The following is a 15,949-nucleotide window of genomic DNA, read 5'->3' on the forward strand; positions in this document are numbered from 1 at the left end:
ATGGAGACAGCCACCAAAAGCCGGGCACCACACCTAAGTGACACCCAACGGCTTGCGTGGCTTCGACTTATCCGCTCTGAGAATGTCGGGCCAAGAACATTCCGGGAGCTTTTCAACCATTTTGGCTCAGCACAAGCGGCACTTGATGCCCTGCCAGAGCTGTCCCGAAGAGGCGGTAAGAAAACTTATCGCCTTTTTTCTATGGACAAGGCCGAAGCCGAACTGGCTTCCCTCTATAAAATGGGCGCACGCCTCGTCGCCATGGGCGAGCCCGCCTATCCTCCCCTTCTCAGACACATTGATGCACCACCACCCCTGCTCGCAGTCCGAGCCAGAGAGCCGTTGCAACAAGAGCTCACCGGCACGCAAAAGACGCTTGCGATCATCGGCGCCCGCAATTGCTCAGTCGCCGGAGCAAAGTTTGCAACAAAACTGGCTGGAGACCTTTCAGCAGAAGGCTTCACCATCATCTCAGGTCTGGCACGGGGCATCGACAGCGCAGCACATCAGGCCGCTCTCACATCTGGCACCATCGCCGCCTTTGCCGGAGGCATCGACACCATCTACCCAAAAGAAAATATGGAGCTTTTTGCAAAGATGATCGCAGCCAACGGAGCAGCCATCAGCGAAATGCCCATGGGCTGGAACCCGAGAGCCCGGGATTTCCCCCGCCGCAACCGCCTGATCTCGGGAATGTCATTGGGTGTTATTTTAATTGAAGCCGCAGAAAAATCAGGATCTCTGCACACCGCCCGATACGCACTGGAACAGAACCGAGAGATATTGGCAGTCCCGGGGTCTCCATTGGATCCTCGGTCAGTCGGCGCCAATAAACTAATTCAGCAAGGCGCTGCGCTCATTCAATCGACTGACGATATTCTGGAGATCATGGAACCCAAAATCTCTATGTCCCTGCCACTTCATCAGGGGATTGATGATCCTGCTATGAGCTGGCCAGCATTGGAGCAGGCAGATGCAGACGAGACCTCAAACCCACTCAATGCCAAAGAACAGGACAGACAGGCCGTCATCGATGCACTGAGTGAGACACCCATAGATCAGGATGAACTACTGCGATTTACCGGTGTCACCTTACAGACACTTCAACTCATCCTGCTGGAGATCGAACTCGCCGGACGCCTGGAACGGCACAAACCCAACAAGCTGTCTTTGATACATTCTGGCAGAGCGTGACAATTTTGCGTCTTAGTCGGTTTCGTTCGTTTCTGTATTCAAGTCCTCAGCGCTTTCAGGATCCGGTAATCCACCGGATTGAGCTTCCGCTTCTTTTTGAGCCAGAAGCAATAAGTACCTCAGCAGGTCGAGCCTCTGCGATCGCGCCATGTCACTCAACTCACGACACATTTTGGCGCAGTACTCTGCTACGTCACGTGTTTCGATTGTTCTGTCATTTTTCGGCAACGGGTAATTACGCAAGCTTTTTAACCTTCTTATGCAACCATGACACAAGCCTCAGATGGTAAAAAGCGCTTTGCAATCTGAGGGTTACAGCAAGTAAAGCCAATACCTTAGGTTGCGTAAATTAGCAAGCGCAACCAGAATATGACCCAAGGAAAATTAAGGGAGTGGCTTTTCCGCTCTTGACCAATTGATCTGAAAAGGCCATTTGACAGCCGCGAAGTCATCCGAGATTGTGTCGGTTCGACTCATAAAACGGTTTTTGATTTATCAATTCCAAGACGAGATTTACGCGAAAGCCAGGAAATCAATGAACGTAGTCATTGTGGAATCACCGGCGAAAGCCAAGACCATCAATAAATATCTGGGCAAGGACTATATAGTTCTGGCGTCCTACGGCCATGTGCGCGATCTGCCTCCAAAGGACGGCTCCGTGCTGCCGGACGACGACTTTGCCATGTCTTGGTCTGTCGATTCCAAATCTCAAAAGCGCCTGTCGGATATCGCCAACGCGGTGAAGGAGGCTGACCGCCTTATTCTCGCAACTGACCCCGACCGCGAAGGAGAGGCCATTTCTTGGCACGTCTTGGAAGTTCTGAAAAAGAAACGCGTCCTGAAGGATAAGAAGGTCGAGCGCGTGGTATTCAACGCGATCACCAAGAATTCCATTCTGGAAGCAATGAAAAATCCGCGCGAACTGGATGTGCCGCTTGTCGACGCCTATCTGGCTCGTCGCGCACTCGACTACCTCGTGGGCTTTACGCTCTCTCCGGTTCTGTGGCGCAAGCTGCCAGGTGCCCGCTCCGCAGGCCGCGTGCAATCTGTTGCGCTGCGCCTTGTGTGTCAGCGCGAGAACGAGATCGAGACATTCCTATCTCAGGAATACTGGTCCATTCTGGCAAACCTGAACACGCCGGAAAACGCGCCGGTTCAGGCACGCATCACTAATTTTGACGGTCAGAAGATTACGCGCCTCGACATTAAGAACGAGCAGGAAGCCACAGCGATCAAGCAGATGCTTGAAGGTGCGAGCTTCTCTGTCAGCAATGTTGAGAGCAAGCCACAACGGCGCAATCCATATGCACCCTTCACCACCTCGACCCTTCAGCAGGAAGCTTCCCGTAAGCTCGGCTTTGCAGCAGCACGCACCATGCAGGTTGCGCAAAAGCTTTATGAAGGCGCGAACATCGGCGGTGAAACCACTGGTTTGATCACCTATATGCGTACCGATGGTGTGCAGATCGCTCCAGAAGCAATTCAAAGCGCGCGCGCCGTCATCGGCTCCCGTTATGGGGATGAGTACGTTCCTGAAAAGCCACGGGTGTATACGTCCAAAGCCAAAAACGCTCAGGAAGCGCACGAAGCGATCCGCCCGACCGACTTGTCCCGTCACCCGCGGGACATGGCAAAGTTCCTCGACGAAGACGGCGCACGCCTTTATGAGCTGGTCTGGAAGCGTACCATTGCCTCGCAGATGGAATCTGCTGTTCTGGAGCGCACCACTGTTGACATTGAAGCTGCAAACGGCGCCAAGAAAGCTGCCCTGCGCGCATCTGGCTCTGTTGTCCGTTTCGATGGCTTCCTCACTCTTTATCAGGAAGGTAAAGATGATGAGGAAGACGAGGAAAGCAAACGCCTGCCGCCAATGACAAAGGGCGACAGCCTCGGCCGCAAAGGCATTGAAGCCAACCAGCACTTCACTGAACCTCCACCACGCTTCACCGAAGCAACACTGGTGAAGAAGATGGAAGAGCTGGGGATTGGTCGCCCGTCCACCTACGCCGCAACGCTGCAAACTCTGCGCGATCGCGAATACGTAGATCTGGACAAGAAACGTCTGATCCCACAGGACAAAGGTCGCCTGGTAATTGCATTCCTTGAAGACTTCTTCAATCGCTACGTGGAGTATGACTTCACTGCAAGCCTTGAAGACCAGCTCGACAAGATCTCAGCTGGCGATCTGGAATGGAAGGCCGTCTTGCGTGACTTCTGGAACCCGTTCCACGAAATTTGTGATGAGGTGATTAAGCGCTCCAACACAGAAGTGTTGGATGCCCTGAACGAAACCCTCAAAGCACACGTCTTCCCAGACAAGGAAGATGGCTCTGATCCACGCAAGTGCCCGAAATGTGAAACCGGTCGCTTGTCATTGAAAGTCTCCAAATTCGGCGCGTTTGTTGGTTGTTCCAACTACAACAAAAACAAGAAAGACGGCAAAGAACCAAACGAAAATCCGCCACATTGTGATTATACACGTCAGCTCACCTCAGGCGGCACATCTGATGCGGGTGCAGCAGCAGACGGACCTCAGGTTTTGGGCATTGATCCGGAAACCGGTTTGGAAGTCTCCTTGCGCACAGGCCGTTTCGGCCCATATGTACAGCTAGGTGAAGAAGCCAAACCAAAGCGCTCGTCCCTGCCACGTGGCTGGAGCACTGCCGATCTGGATCTGGAGAAAGCCCTTCAGTTGCTTTCCTTGCCACGCGAAGTTGGCACCCATCCAGAAGATGGCAAGACCATTTCCGCAGGCCTGGGCCGTTTTGGACCGTTCGTGCTGCATGATGGCACCTATGCCAATCTGGACAGCCTGGACGAAGTCTTCTCCGTCGGCATCAACCGCGCCGTAACCCTACTTGCTGAAAAGCGCGCCAAGGGCGGGGGCCGCGGAGCTGCCGCAAAACCACTCAAAGAACTTGGTGACCACCCCGACGGCGGCGCCATCAACGTATACAGCGGTCGTTATGGCCCCTACGTGAAGTGGGAAAAGATCAACGCAACCCTTCCAAAGGACGTTGCACCAGAAGCTGTCACGCTGGAGCAGGCAACAGAGCTTGTAAACGCCAAGGCAGCAACAAAAGGTAAGAAGAAAGCGCCTGCCAAAAAGGCAGCTGCAAAGAAAACAACGACCAAGAAAGCAGCGCCCAAAGGGGCACTGAAAGAACTTGGCGATCATCCGGATGGTGGAGCGATGGAGCTGCGCGACAGTGGCCGCCTCGGCGTTCGGATCAAATGGGGCAAGGAGTTCGCCTCCCTGCCAAAAGGAACAGACCCGGAGACGGTAACCCGCGAACAAGCAATCGAGCTGATCAACGCGAAGAAGGATTAAGATCCCCCGTTACTCTCCGGACAACGAAACATAAGGGCTTCCGTTCATCGGGAGCCCCTTTTCGCGGCATAAAAGCCGCACTGGATGAGATACATTGAGCCGAAAAAAGGCCACTGAAAAAAGACACAAGGGACCGGCAGAAATGCCATCCCGCGAAGACATTCTGAAGTTTATTGCCAACAATCCCGGCAAAGCTGGTAAACGCGAAATCGCCCGCCATTTTGGTATCGTCGGCGCCGCGCGCATCCCCCTCAAACGAATGCTGAGAGATTTGACTGAAGCTGGTCATCTCGAAAAACGCCGGAAACGCATGTTGCGTCCAGGCGATCTTCCTCCTGTCTTTGTTGTAAAAATCACAAGCAGAACTGCTGACGGCGAGCTCCTCGGCATCCCGATGAACTGGGATGAAGAGCATGGAGAGCCACCGAACGTTCTCGTCTTGTCGCAAAAGAACAAAAACAAATTCAACCCCGTCCCAGGCATCGGCGACCGCGCCCTTGTGAAACTACTGGACGATCAGGATGGATCGCCCGAAGCCAAACACGTCGTGCGCGAGATGAAGCGTCTGGAGAACCAGGACACCGACGTCCTTGGCATCCTGCGCATCAACAAGGCAACCAAAGCAGCAACTTTGGAACCAGTTGACCGCAAGCAGCGCGCTGTCGATCTGGATCCGCGTGAGCTGATGGAATCTGAAGACGGTGACCTCGTAAAGATCGAAGTCCACAAAGTCGGACGATACGGCACACCACGTGGCCGCATCGTCAAACGCTTTGGGTCCACCACTTCGGAAATGGCTGTCTCCGAAATCGCATTGCACACACAGGGTATTCGTAATGAGTTCCCAGGAGCTGTCATTGCTGAATCGGAAAACATCAAGCCTGTTGGCCACAAGGGCCGTGAAGATTGGCGTGACATCCCGCTTCTCACCATCGACCCTGCGACAGCAAAAGATCACGATGACGCGGTCTATGCTCAGTTGGACAACAGCCCGGAGAACGAAGGCGGCTGCATCGTTTACGTCGCAATTGCAGACGTGGCAGCCTATGTCACACCGGGCTCTCCGATGGATAAGGAAGCACTGCTACGCGGCAACTCGGTCTATTTCCCTGACCGCGTAATCCCGATGCTGCCTGAGCGCATCTCTAACAATCTGTGCTCCTTGCGTGAGAACGAAGACCGCCCATCCATCGCAACACGGATGGTCTTTGACAAGAACGGCAAGAAAACATCCCACTCGTTCCATCGCGTCATCATGCGTAGCGCGGCTAAGCTCTCCTATCAACAGGCCCAAAAAGCCATTGAAGGCGTGACAGACGACAAAACCGGCCCACTGCTGGAACCGGTTCTTGAGCCATTGTGGGCTGCCTATGAGATCCTGAAGCGTGGCCGAGACAAACGCCAGCCACTGGAACTCGACATCCCGGAACGCCGTATTCTGCTGAAAGAAGACGGCACCGTTGACCAGATCGTCGTTCCTGACCGATTGGATGCGCACAAACTCATCGAAGAGTGCATGATTCAGGCGAACGTCGCAGCCGCAGAAGAGCTTGAGAAACGCAACTCTGCCCTGCTCTATCGTGTGCACGATGCGTCGACACCGGAAAAGCTGGAGAACCTGAGAGATTTCCTCTCCACGCTGGACGTCAAACTGCCGCACATTGGCGGCCTGCGTCCTTCTGTGTTCAACAACATTCTCGACAAGTTCAAAGACACCGCAAGCGCAACCATGGTGTCAGAGGTCGTGCTGCGTTCGCAGGCACAAGCGGAGTACAACGCCGAGAACATCGGACACTTCGGCTTGAACCTCCGACGTTATGCACACTTCACATCCCCTATTCGCCGCTATGCAGATTTGATAGTGCACCGCGCACTCATTCGTGCACTCGGCCTCGGGGATGATGGCCTGCCATACGGCATCGAAGAGAAGCTACCTGCCATCGCAGCAGAGATTTCTGCGGCAGAACGACGGGCGATGCTGGCTGAACGCGAAACCATTGACCGACTGATTGCCCTGTACCTCTGCGAAAGAATTGGGGCTGAATTTTCGGGACGAATTGCCGGAGTGACCAAATCTGGCCTGTTCGTCAAACTGCTACAAAATGGCGCAGACGGCTTCATTCCTGCATCTACCATTGGTATGGATTACTACGAATATGTAGAATCGGCTCATGCCCTCGTGGGCAGAGCAACTGGTGAAACCTACCAACTTGGTGACGCAGTGCAGGTCAAACTGGTGGAAGCCGCCCCATTTGCGGGCTCTTTACGGTTTGAAATGCTCACAAAAGGCAAATCCAAGGGCGAAGCAGCGGGACGGGTTGCTAAGCACAAGGGTTGGCAAGCAAGAAACAACAGCAAGCCAAAAGGTTTACGCCGGTCAAAAAACGGAAATAAGCGGAAGCGCACATAAAAAGAACGTGCGCTCCCCTGCATTTACGGGACGGAAAAGGCAGGTATAAATGAATACCCATCAAGATCGGAATACCGGAGAAGCGGTGCTGCGCGGCATGCGCTGCAAATGCCCTTCCTGTGGCATTGGCTCTGTCTTCGACGGTTACTTGAGCGTGAAACAATCCTGCGACAACTGTGGTGAAGAACTTCACCACCACCGCGCAGATGATGCTCCGCCCTATTTCACAATCTTTATCGTTGGTCACGTCGTCGTTGCGCTGGCCATGTGGGTAGAGATGGCCTACGTGCCGCCTATGTGGCTTCACATGGCTGTCTGGCTGCCTTTAACCATCATCATGTCTCTGACTCTCCTGCGCCCAATCAAAGGCGCTTTGGTTGGCTTGCAATGGGCACTACGTATGGATGGCTTTGCAACTGCCGGCAAAGCACCTAGTTTTGGCCCAACACGCGCCAATCAGAGGTAAGGAATGTCCACGGAAGACCTGACGAAAGAAGTCAAAGTTGAGCGAGCGGAAGAAAACAACAACCCGGCCGCTCAGCCTTTGAGGCCAAAAGACGCCTCCACACTGCTTATTCTGGATCGCAAGGACGATGGCTCCCTGCATCTGTTGATGGGCAAGCGCCACATGGCGCACAAGTTCATGCCTGGCAAATTCGTGTTCCCAGGTGGCCGTGTCGATTCTGAAGACAGCCGTGTAAGATATGTGCGCGACTATCATCCGGAAGTGCTTGCTAAGCTCAACTACGACAAAAAGCAGATCAAGACAGAAAGCCGCCTGCGCGCATTGGCAATTGCTGCCATTCGCGAAACCTACGAGGAAGCAGGCCTATTTGTTGGCACCAAAACCGAAAGCCCAAGCGAACCAGCTGGCCCGGGTTTTGAAGCTTTTGACGAACTAGGCATCCTGCCGGATCTGGAGCCACTTCGCTACGTGGCCCGCGCAATCACACCTCCAGGCAGAACACGACGCTTTGATGCACGCTTCTTCGCCGTTTGGGCGGACCAGATTGCGCACAAACTGGAAACCGGCATTGGACCAACAGAAGAGCTGGAAGAGCTCCAGTGGCTGCCAATTGAGCAGTGCAAAGAGCTGGACCTGCCACGCATCACACTGGCGGTCCTGACAGATCTTGAAAACCGTCTTGCCAAAGACCCGGATCTTTCTCCAGATGGCCCCGTGCCGTACTACTACTGGAAGAATGACGGCTTCGCGCGCGAAGAAATTTAATTCTGATTACCCAAGGCGCAACAAACATATATCGCTACGATACTGTGTGTTGCGCCTTGCACTTTTCCTGATAGAAGCATTTAGAGCGTATCCCCGAAACCAGATCTGGTTTTCGGACAAGAACGCGCATGAAAACACGGTTTTAGAACGTGATGCGTGAACGTATATGAGCGCGACACGGAAAAAACACCTGCTCGTAACGAGCTTGAAACGCAGTTGTGTAAATGCTTCAGACATCGGGCGCCTTAGCCAATTCCCTCTCACCGAAACAGGTTCGCGGCATCATTGCGGCCATCGCAGCTATTACAGCTGTCGGCCTCTCCCTGTCAGCAAGCCTCCCACTGCTTGCGCTCACGCTTGAGTATCGCGGTGTCAGCGACACCTGGATCGGCATCAACACCGCATTCTCCGGCGTTGCCTCCATTGTTGCCACTCCGGTCGGGCCCTACCTTGCACGCAGACTGGGCACCCCGCAGGCGCTTCTGATCAGCCTGTTGGTTGCTGGCTTCTCCCTGCCCTTCTTCTTTGTGCTCGAAAACTTCTGGGCATGGTTCCCGCTCCGCCTGTTATTCCACGGCGCAACAACCTCTGCCTTCATTCTCTCCGAGTTCTGGATCAACGCACTGGCACCCTCAAAGCACAGAGGCTTCCTCATGGGCGTTTACGCCACTGTGCTGGCACTGGGCTTTGCCTCAGGGCCGCTGGTACTTGCATTTGCTGGCACAACAGGTGCGCTCCCGTTCTTGTTGGCAGGCGCAGGCATCATTATTGCTGCCTTACCTGTGCTGATTGGTTTCAACGCCGCACCGAGAATCGAAAGCGAAGCAACCTCAAAGCTCTATGCATTTTTGTGGATAGCGCCAGCTGCCACATTCGCCGGATTTGTCTTCGGAGCTGTGGAACAATCCGGCATCTCGCTGCTTCCATTGTTTGGTCTCAAGATCGGCCTGACGGCGCAAACCGCGACCCTGCTCGTCTCTGCAATGGCTGCCGGCAACATGGTACTGCAGATCCCACTGGGTATGCTCTCTGATCGCATGAACCGCCGTCATCTACTAATCTATTGCGGAGCCTTTGGCATCATCGGCGCACTGCTTATGATCCCACTCTCCGGCAGTTTTTATGGCATCTGTGCTCTTCTCTTTGTCTGGGGCGGCGTCGTGGCCGGGCTCTATACAGTTGGCCTCACACACCTTGGCGCACGCTTTGATGGGGCCAATCTGGCCTCCGCCAATGCAGCCTTCGTTCTCATGTATTCCATTGGCCAGTTGGTGGGTCCTGCCAGCACCGGACTTGCTCTTTCCGCGTGGGGTGCGGACGGACTACCACTGGTATTTGCAGGATTCTTGGGCGCATATGTAATTATATGCCTGATAAGGGGGACAAGACTCGGCTCAGCGCCCTAATGCATCTTGACTTTAGCCCTGTGATTAGTAATGTGCGCGCTGAATTCCCAAAGTTTCCCCGGAAGCGCACCCTACCCGAAGCGAAGGTGTGAGGGTGCCACCGGGACAAACAAAACAACCGGCCACTTCTTAAAAAGGCCGAAAACAGACAGGATCCTTAGCGATGGCCAAGGCGACCACCATTAAGATCAAGCTGCAGTCCACTGCGGACACCGGCTACTTCTACGTGACCAAAAAGAACTCCCGCACCATGACCGAAAAAATGGTGAAGCGTAAATACGACCCAGTCGTAAAGAAGCACGTTGAGTTCAAGGAAACCAAGATCAAGTAAGTCTTGGCTTCATCTGAATTTTCAAAAAAGGCGTTTGCAGTCTGCAAGCGCCTTTTTTGTATGCATACTCAAGAGCGCACCCTCACAGCACTCGCCTTCAGCACTCAAACGCAAGTAAGAATCGCTAACCAACCCTCCGATGACAACTCGCCTGCGAGCCTGAACCACTCAATTGTTAGGGGTAGACAACATTTCCTCACACAAGAGGAAGTCGACTGAGTATAGTCCACTCAACACGGTCAATTCCGCTTCAAATTCAATGAGAACTGACCATCACGATCACTTTGACACATAAGAAAACTGCCAGACTGAATGACTCATCACACCGGTTACATGCCTCAGGCAACCTCTCCGCACACCAACTCTGGCATTGACGTACAGAATCCAGCGCAAACAGCGCCAGATGCACAAGCATATGCTTGCGAGCGTCAACCCTTAGAGATTTGGAAGAAGTGGTGGCCGGCGAGAACCGGATGACACGAGGAGGCCACTCAGAACCCGCTTACTCGCCGGCCAACCCCACGGACCCAGGAGATGCGGCGGACCTGAGCGCTCCGTAGGGAAACTATGAAGCAGTATTGCCGGGGCTTATTCAATCAACCAAAGGCCAATACTGCAATTTTGCAGTCAATAATTTCATGAAGCTGATGATCTCGTATATCACCATCGCAACATTTACGACTTTAGTAAAGCTTTAAGCTAATTGCGCTCCTGAAAATGGAGGGGATTCTTCACCTATACACAACAAAAGGAAAGAAACCGTCGATTATCAAGAGGCATACGCACAGAAACCCAACAGTCCCCGCAAGACTCACTCGGTGATTTCATCTAGTTTCAAAGACCTACGACTTTTGATGAGAGTCTTTCACTCAATGAAAACTGGTAAGATCAAACAGATTACTAAAGCTTTGCTTTCTGAGGATTGGCAAACCCACAACTTCTAGCTGAACACAATTTACCAATTAACCACAATCACAACTAATCACGGTTGTATTATGTGTCCTTCAGGAACCCTGAGACCGTTTCCAGGAAGTTGCCAACAGAGATCGGCTTGGAAATGTAGGCCTCACATCCGCCCTGACGAATGCGCTCCTCATCTCCCTTCATGGCAAAAGCTGTCACCGCAATCACAGGAATGACCTTTAAGTTATCATCCTCTTTGATCCATTTGGTCACTTCAAGCCCTGAAACTTCAGGCAGCTGGATATCCATCAGGATCAGATCCGGTTTATGTGCACGAGCGAGCTCAAGCGCTTCCATGCCATTGCGAGATTGCAAGGTTGCGTATCCATGAGCTTCAAGCAGGTCGTTAAACAGCTTCATGTTGAGTTCGTTGTCTTCAACAATCAGCACGGTCTTTTGCATCAGTTCAGTCCTGCACAGAATGCCGCCCCAAAAATGGTTTAGCCATAAATAAAGGTGTGGTGCAGCCGCGTTGCGACTGGCATTGGGACAAGTCCCACACTAAATTTCCTGCTACATAGTTAATTCGGATTCGTTTCAGAAAGGCAAACACCAATGAATTTAGGCAAAACCGGCAGTTTGACCGAAGATACTGCACAGGAAATTGCAATTGGTGCCCTTACATTTCTTGGCAGCGAGCCCGAACAGCTCGGTCGCTTCCTGTCTTTAGCCGGGATTGGGCCTCAAGAGATTCGCGACGCGGCAGCCGAGCCGGGCTTCCTGGCAGGCGTCCTTGAATTCCTGATGCAGGACGAGCAACTACTGCTCGCCTACACAGAAAGTGCCGGTGTTCGCCCGACCATGATTGCCGCAGCTCATCTTAAACTTGCTGGAGGCGTAGATTTCCTTGCCCAACATTGAGACCGCAAACGCCAGCGCATTGCAGCAAATCAAAGAGATCGAAAAACGCGCCCATCCGCTCCTCATCTGCGACGTGGACGAAGTTCTGTTGCAATTCATCCCGCACCTTGAGCGTTTCATGAAAGATCAAGGCGTCGCCTTCAAGGAAACCGCATACCGCCTCAAGGCAAACATGGTCTACACGCAGACTGGCGAGAACCTGACAGACAATGCTTGCATGGCAGTCATTCATGACTTCTTCGAAAGCGAGGTCGGCAAGCAGGAAGCTGTTCCACATGCAGCTGAACAGCTTGAGCGCCTGTCAAAGCTCTGCGACATCGTCATCCTGACCAACTTGCCCGGGAGCCACAACAAATCCGCCCGTGAGAATCTGCTCGCACGTCTTGGCATGGACTATCCGCTCGTCACTAACGAAGGCCCGAAAGGCGGAGCCGTTGCGGCTCTGTGCGCTAAACGGGGCCAACACCCGGTTATTTTCGTTGACGATAGCCCAACCAACATTATCTCCGTCGGCAAAAGCACCCCTCACGTACAGCTCGTACATTTCATTGCCGATTCACGTTTCTTCGCAACCGCCGAAGATCTGCCAAACGTTGCTCTGAAGAGCAATTGCTGGAAAGAAACAGGCGATTTTATTGAAAATCTGTTGGTCGCTGCGGTAAGGTAAGCTCACAGCTGTAAGTGAACCTTTCACAAAACCAGAGAATCCAAGCGTGGAACAACTTTCAAGCACGACCCTTCAGTATTTTCTGGAGCGTTTTGGACATCTAAACGGGGCGATATTGCAAAGCGCTCTGTTCACCTCCGGTGTATCCGGCGGCCCCGGCTCCATGCTTCTGGAGTTTGCCGCGCATGACTGCCAGCGCCCGGCAACATCACCACAGGGGGCCATCAGCAAGCTGAAGATCAGGGTCGAAGAGAGTCTTGAGTTCAAACTCCACGAACCAGGCGGTGGCGCCTACACCACGATTAAGCACCCAATTGTCAGCATGTTTTTACAAGACAAGTTTTTCCTGAACTTTGATCCCGTCAACTCAAAAGACTGGACGATTGAGGAATGGGACAAAGACCAGATGCGCAATTCAGTGTTTTATGTGGCTGGTGCGCGAATTTCCTGGGAGATTGAGGACTAGGTCATGCTACAGACCCAGCATCTGACATCCGAAAACAACCCAAGGCCTGGTTTTCATGGCAACTGAGGCCTCCGCACCTCTAAAAGCACTCTGCAGAGACTGTACACACAGGTTCCGGGCAGACCTGACGCGCTGCCCCAAATGCGGCAGCCCGCGCATCCTTGCCCACGCAGAACTGGATACACTCGAAATCGCGCATATCGACTGCGATGCATTTTATGCCTCCGTCGAAAAGCGCGAGAACCCAGAGCTGGCAGACCGCCCCGTCATTGTCGGTGGTGGCCAGCGCGGCGTTGTCTCCGCAGCGTGCTACATCGCCCGCATTTACGGCGTGCGCTCTGCCATGCCCATGTTCAAGGCACTCGATGCCTGCCCGGACGCAGTCGTTATCAAACCGCGCATGGAACTGTACTCTCAGGTTGGCCGCCAAATTCGCGAAGAGATGGAAAAACTCACGCCACTTGTCGAACCCCTGTCCATTGACGAAGCCTTCCTCGACCTCTCCGGCACGCAGAAACTTCATGGTGCGACACCAGCAGAACTACTCGTCCAGTTCGTGAACAAGATCCAGACAGAGCTCAGGCTCTCAGTCTCCGTCGGCCTCGCGCCCAACAAGTTCCTCGCCAAAATCGCCTCTGACCTGGACAAACCCCGCGGCTTCTCGGTCATTGGGGATGCAGAGAAGAAAGAATTCCTCGCCAAACAGCCAACCAGCGTCATCTGGGGCGTTGGCAAGGTGTTTCAGGGCAAGCTGGAACGGGACGGCATCAAAACCATCGGCCAGCTGCAGCTCAAGGACCCGACAGACCTCGCGCGCAGGTACGGCGCCATGGGCTTGCGCCTTGCAAAGTTATGTCAGGGGGAAGATGACCGGCACGTTTCCTCAAACAGAGGCGCAAAAAGCATCAGTGGCGAAACTACATTCAACACGGACGTCTCAGACGTCACTCAGCTTTCAAAAAGCCTTTGGGCGCTGACTGAAAAGGTCTCCTACCGCACCAAGAAAGCGGAAAAATCCGGCAGGTCTGTCACTTTGAAGCTCAAGACCGCAGACTTCAAAACCATCACCCGCTCTCGCATGCTGCACGATCCCACCCAGTTGGCCGACAAGATCTTCCGCACAGCAGACGATCTGCTGCACAACGTGGCTGACGGCAAAATGAGGTTCCGTCTCATTGGCGTAGGGATTGGAGATTTAGGTCCGGCAGATCAGGCCGACCCGGAAGACCTGCTGGACGAGCAGGCCGAAAAACGTGCCAAAGCAGAACGGGCAATGGATGCCTTGCGCGGAAAATTCAAAGACAGTTCAGTTGTCTCTCTTGGCCGGTCCATAAAAGCACCCAGCAAGCGCTGAACTAACGCAGCTGCTCTTTTTTGATCGCCCCTACAAACGGTGCGCTCACTTCTTCTTCCAGCACCACTGAGCTTCCGCAAGTGCTGACATGCACCATAGGCTTCAGGTCCAGCTCAACCAAAGCACCTTCCAATTCAAACACCCCATAATTCAGGTTCATGCTTCTGGAGACCCCATTTTCATGAAGCACTGTCCGCAACTGGTAATCCGGCGTCCGTTCACCGCGCGCACCATCGCTTAAGTTGAAGTAGGCAATAGAAACCGGCCAGGCATCTGCATCTCCCAGTGCGTTCGGCAAGGAAAGCTGATCAGAGCGCTGAGACAATGGATCAGCCAGCTTGCGACCAACAACGGTGGTTGCCTCAAACAACTGCTCACCGGTGACACTGCCATCATACAACTTGGAAACCATAAAGTGTTGCCCACCCGCAGCGCCATCAATCACGCTGTGCAGATGCTGCAGCGGGAACATGATGGAACCATCAAAGCTCAGCTTCTTCTCATCCGGCCCGCTCAAATCCACGTCCACTTTGGAGCTTTGATGCTCCGCTGTACCTTGTGCTTGCTCGGCCAAAAAATCATCAATGAAGGTTTTGTAGGCAAACGAAAGTTGAGAATTGTCCGGTGCTTCAAAATAGGAGCTGCGCAGATCCGTGATTGTCTCCTGCCCCTCGTCATCAACACTCATCACCACAAAGCGCAGGTCCACAGTAAATCCATCACAAACAGAACCGGAGAGCTCATAGACCATACGCCCGTTCACATCAGAGATGTCCGCTCCATTTTGGGCGCTCGACAATCTCATGTCATAAACGGCTTTGTGAGGCTGAAGATCGGCGGCACTGCTCAACGAGGGAAGCAGAAGAGAACTCAAAGTGAGGGAAGAACCTGCAATCCCGCAAAGACAATGTCCCAAGCGTAGTTTCAGCATAAAACCTCCGATCATGTCGGAACAAAAGACACGTGGGCATGCCTCTCTTCCATCGTTGAAGAGTGCATAAACGCCACCGCCAACGCAAACATTCCGCCAAGGAAATCAGTGCTAGGGTAAATCTTTCAAATTAGATACACGTTTCCCACGTAGACAACGCCCCATGCACTCTTGCAACCATAGTGATTCTAATGTGAGTCTGCGCCTCACCTTGCAGACCACGGCTTCGTGAAGAGATAAACTCTTGAGTTTTCGTGGATTTGCATCACTTATTGCAAAAGAACATTCCGACCGGAGGGAAAACGAATGTCTGATACAATCCAGCAGAATCTTGAAAAGCTTGGCGTCACACTGCCGGAAGCCGCTGCTCCTGCTGCCAATTATGTGCCTTTCGTAAAAACCGGAAACCAGCTTTTCATCTCCGGCCAGCTACCAATGCAAGATGGCAAAATCGCAAAAACCGGTAAGGTTGGCGCTGACCTGAGCATTCAAGATGGTGTGGAAGCAGCACGTCTTTGCGCAATCAATCTGCTGGCACAGGCAAAAGCTGCCACTGGCGATCTGTCTAAAGTGGTGCGTCTTGTGAAAATTGTTGGCTTCGTCAATTCCAATGGCGACTTCGGCGACCAGCCAAAAGTCATCAACGGCGCATCAGACTTCATGGTTGCCGCCCTAGGTGATGCTGGCCGTCACGCACGCTCTGCCGTCAGCGCTGGAGCTCTGCCATTCAATGCAGCTGTTGAGATCGAAGCAATTTTCGAAGTTGCCGACTAATTCTGCTCTGATCTTCAGAACATCTCCCAT

Annotated in this window: 14 protein-coding genes; 12 read left to right on the top strand and 2 right to left on the bottom strand. The window is 53.2% G+C overall.

Annotation, left to right across the window (positions count from 1 at the left end; genetic code table 11):
- The 7 genes from dprA (at nucleotide 1) to rpmG (ending at nucleotide 9,903) form a co-directional block, all read left to right on the top strand.
- Nucleotides 1-1,194, top strand: a complete 1,194-nt coding sequence (gene dprA, locus PsAD26_RS19790) for a DNA-processing protein DprA (protein WP_063311821.1) — start codon at nucleotides 1-3, stop codon at nucleotides 1,192-1,194.
- 535 nt (nucleotides 1,195-1,729) lie between these two features.
- Nucleotides 1,730-4,525 carry a type I DNA topoisomerase gene (gene topA / locus PsAD26_RS19795; RefSeq protein ID WP_063311822.1) on the top strand — a complete coding sequence of 932 codons (2,796 nt, stop codon included), beginning with the start codon at nucleotides 1,730-1,732 and terminating at the stop codon, nucleotides 4,523-4,525.
- A gap of 142 nt (nucleotides 4,526-4,667) precedes the next feature.
- Nucleotides 4,668-6,935 carry a ribonuclease R gene (rnr, locus tag PsAD26_RS19800; RefSeq protein WP_063311823.1) on the top strand — a complete coding sequence of 756 codons (2,268 nt, stop codon included), beginning with the start codon at nucleotides 4,668-4,670 and terminating at the stop codon, nucleotides 6,933-6,935.
- A gap of 49 nt (nucleotides 6,936-6,984) precedes the next feature.
- Nucleotides 6,985-7,401, top strand: a complete 417-nt coding sequence (locus tag PsAD26_RS19805) for a DUF983 domain-containing protein (RefSeq protein ID WP_063311824.1) — start codon at nucleotides 6,985-6,987, stop codon at nucleotides 7,399-7,401.
- Nucleotides 7,402-7,404: 3 nt separating this feature from the next.
- The gene (locus tag PsAD26_RS19810) at nucleotides 7,405-8,166 is read left to right on the top strand and encodes a hypothetical protein (protein WP_063311825.1); all 762 of its coding nucleotides are present in this window, start codon (nucleotides 7,405-7,407) and stop codon (nucleotides 8,164-8,166) included.
- 224 nt (nucleotides 8,167-8,390) lie between these two features.
- Nucleotides 8,391-9,572, top strand: coding sequence for an MFS transporter (locus PsAD26_RS19815; protein WP_063311826.1), 1,182 nt, complete (start codon nucleotides 8,391-8,393; stop codon nucleotides 9,570-9,572).
- A gap of 163 nt (nucleotides 9,573-9,735) precedes the next feature.
- Nucleotides 9,736-9,903, top strand: a complete 168-nt coding sequence (gene rpmG, locus PsAD26_RS19820; protein WP_008552972.1) for a 50S ribosomal protein L33 — start codon at nucleotides 9,736-9,738, stop codon at nucleotides 9,901-9,903.
- A 993-nt stretch (nucleotides 9,904-10,896) separates the two neighbouring features.
- Here the strand turns inward: rpmG and PsAD26_RS19825 are convergent.
- A complete protein-coding gene (locus PsAD26_RS19825) occupies nucleotides 10,897-11,268 on the bottom strand; it encodes a response regulator (protein ID WP_063311827.1) in 372 nt (123 codons plus the stop codon).
- A 153-nt stretch (nucleotides 11,269-11,421) separates the two neighbouring features.
- On the opposite strand from PsAD26_RS19825, the gene PsAD26_RS19830 reads away from it, so the two are divergent.
- Genes PsAD26_RS19830 through PsAD26_RS19845 form a run of 4 tightly spaced genes read left to right on the top strand, consistent with a single transcriptional unit; the run spans nucleotide 11,422 to nucleotide 14,214 of the window.
- Entirely contained in the window at nucleotides 11,422-11,727 is a 306-nt protein-coding gene (locus tag PsAD26_RS19830) for a DUF3572 domain-containing protein (RefSeq protein ID WP_063311828.1), read from the top strand.
- Nucleotides 11,714-12,394 carry a hypothetical protein gene (locus PsAD26_RS19835; protein WP_063311829.1) on the top strand — a complete coding sequence of 227 codons (681 nt, stop codon included), beginning with the start codon at nucleotides 11,714-11,716 and terminating at the stop codon, nucleotides 12,392-12,394. Before PsAD26_RS19830 ends, PsAD26_RS19835 begins: the two co-directional genes overlap by 14 nt.
- Before the next feature lie 46 nt (nucleotides 12,395-12,440).
- On the top strand, nucleotides 12,441-12,860 hold the full coding sequence (locus tag PsAD26_RS19840; protein ID WP_063311830.1) for a hypothetical protein: 420 nt from the start codon (nucleotides 12,441-12,443) through the stop codon (nucleotides 12,858-12,860).
- 55 nt (nucleotides 12,861-12,915) lie between these two features.
- The gene (locus tag PsAD26_RS19845; protein ID WP_063311831.1) at nucleotides 12,916-14,214 is read left to right on the top strand and encodes a DNA polymerase IV; all 1,299 of its coding nucleotides are present in this window, start codon (nucleotides 12,916-12,918) and stop codon (nucleotides 14,212-14,214) included.
- 1 nt (nucleotide 14,215) lies between these two features.
- Here PsAD26_RS19845 and PsAD26_RS19850 read toward each other — a convergent pair whose 3' ends face one another.
- Entirely contained in the window at nucleotides 14,216-15,145 is a 930-nt protein-coding gene (locus PsAD26_RS19850) for a DUF1849 family protein (protein ID WP_084403764.1), read from the bottom strand.
- 306 nt (nucleotides 15,146-15,451) lie between these two features.
- On the opposite strand from PsAD26_RS19850, the gene PsAD26_RS19855 reads away from it, so the two are divergent.
- Nucleotides 15,452-15,919, top strand: coding sequence for a RidA family protein (locus PsAD26_RS19855; RefSeq protein ID WP_063311832.1), 468 nt, complete (start codon nucleotides 15,452-15,454; stop codon nucleotides 15,917-15,919).
- Nucleotides 15,920-15,949: the final 30 nt, after the last annotated feature.

Origin of the sequence: Pseudovibrio sp. Ad26 (genome assembly GCF_001623285.1) — a bacterium.
Taxonomy (GTDB): Bacteria; Pseudomonadota; Alphaproteobacteria; order Rhizobiales; family Stappiaceae; genus Pseudovibrio; species Pseudovibrio ascidiaceicola.

Coding starts and splice junctions, on each gene's coding strand:
- dprA (WP_063311821.1), top strand. CDS start 1: ATGGAGACAGCCACCAAAAGCCGGGCACCACACCTAAGTGACACCCAA.
- topA (WP_063311822.1), top strand. CDS start 1,730: ATGAACGTAGTCATTGTGGAATCACCGGCGAAAGCCAAGACCATCAAT.
- rnr (WP_063311823.1), top strand. CDS start 4,668: ATGCCATCCCGCGAAGACATTCTGAAGTTTATTGCCAACAATCCCGGC.
- PsAD26_RS19805 (WP_063311824.1), top strand. CDS start 6,985: ATGAATACCCATCAAGATCGGAATACCGGAGAAGCGGTGCTGCGCGGC.
- PsAD26_RS19810 (WP_063311825.1), top strand. CDS start 7,405: ATGTCCACGGAAGACCTGACGAAAGAAGTCAAAGTTGAGCGAGCGGAA.
- PsAD26_RS19815 (WP_063311826.1), top strand. CDS start 8,391: ATGCTTCAGACATCGGGCGCCTTAGCCAATTCCCTCTCACCGAAACAG.
- rpmG (WP_008552972.1), top strand. CDS start 9,736: ATGGCCAAGGCGACCACCATTAAGATCAAGCTGCAGTCCACTGCGGAC.
- PsAD26_RS19825 (WP_063311827.1), bottom strand. CDS start 11,268: ATGCAAAAGACCGTGCTGATTGTTGAAGACAACGAACTCAACATGAAG.
- PsAD26_RS19830 (WP_063311828.1), top strand. CDS start 11,422: ATGAATTTAGGCAAAACCGGCAGTTTGACCGAAGATACTGCACAGGAA.
- PsAD26_RS19845 (WP_063311831.1), top strand. CDS start 12,916: ATGGCAACTGAGGCCTCCGCACCTCTAAAAGCACTCTGCAGAGACTGT.
- PsAD26_RS19850 (WP_084403764.1), bottom strand. CDS start 15,145: ATGCTGAAACTACGCTTGGGACATTGTCTTTGCGGGATTGCAGGTTCT.
- PsAD26_RS19855 (WP_063311832.1), top strand. CDS start 15,452: ATGTCTGATACAATCCAGCAGAATCTTGAAAAGCTTGGCGTCACACTG.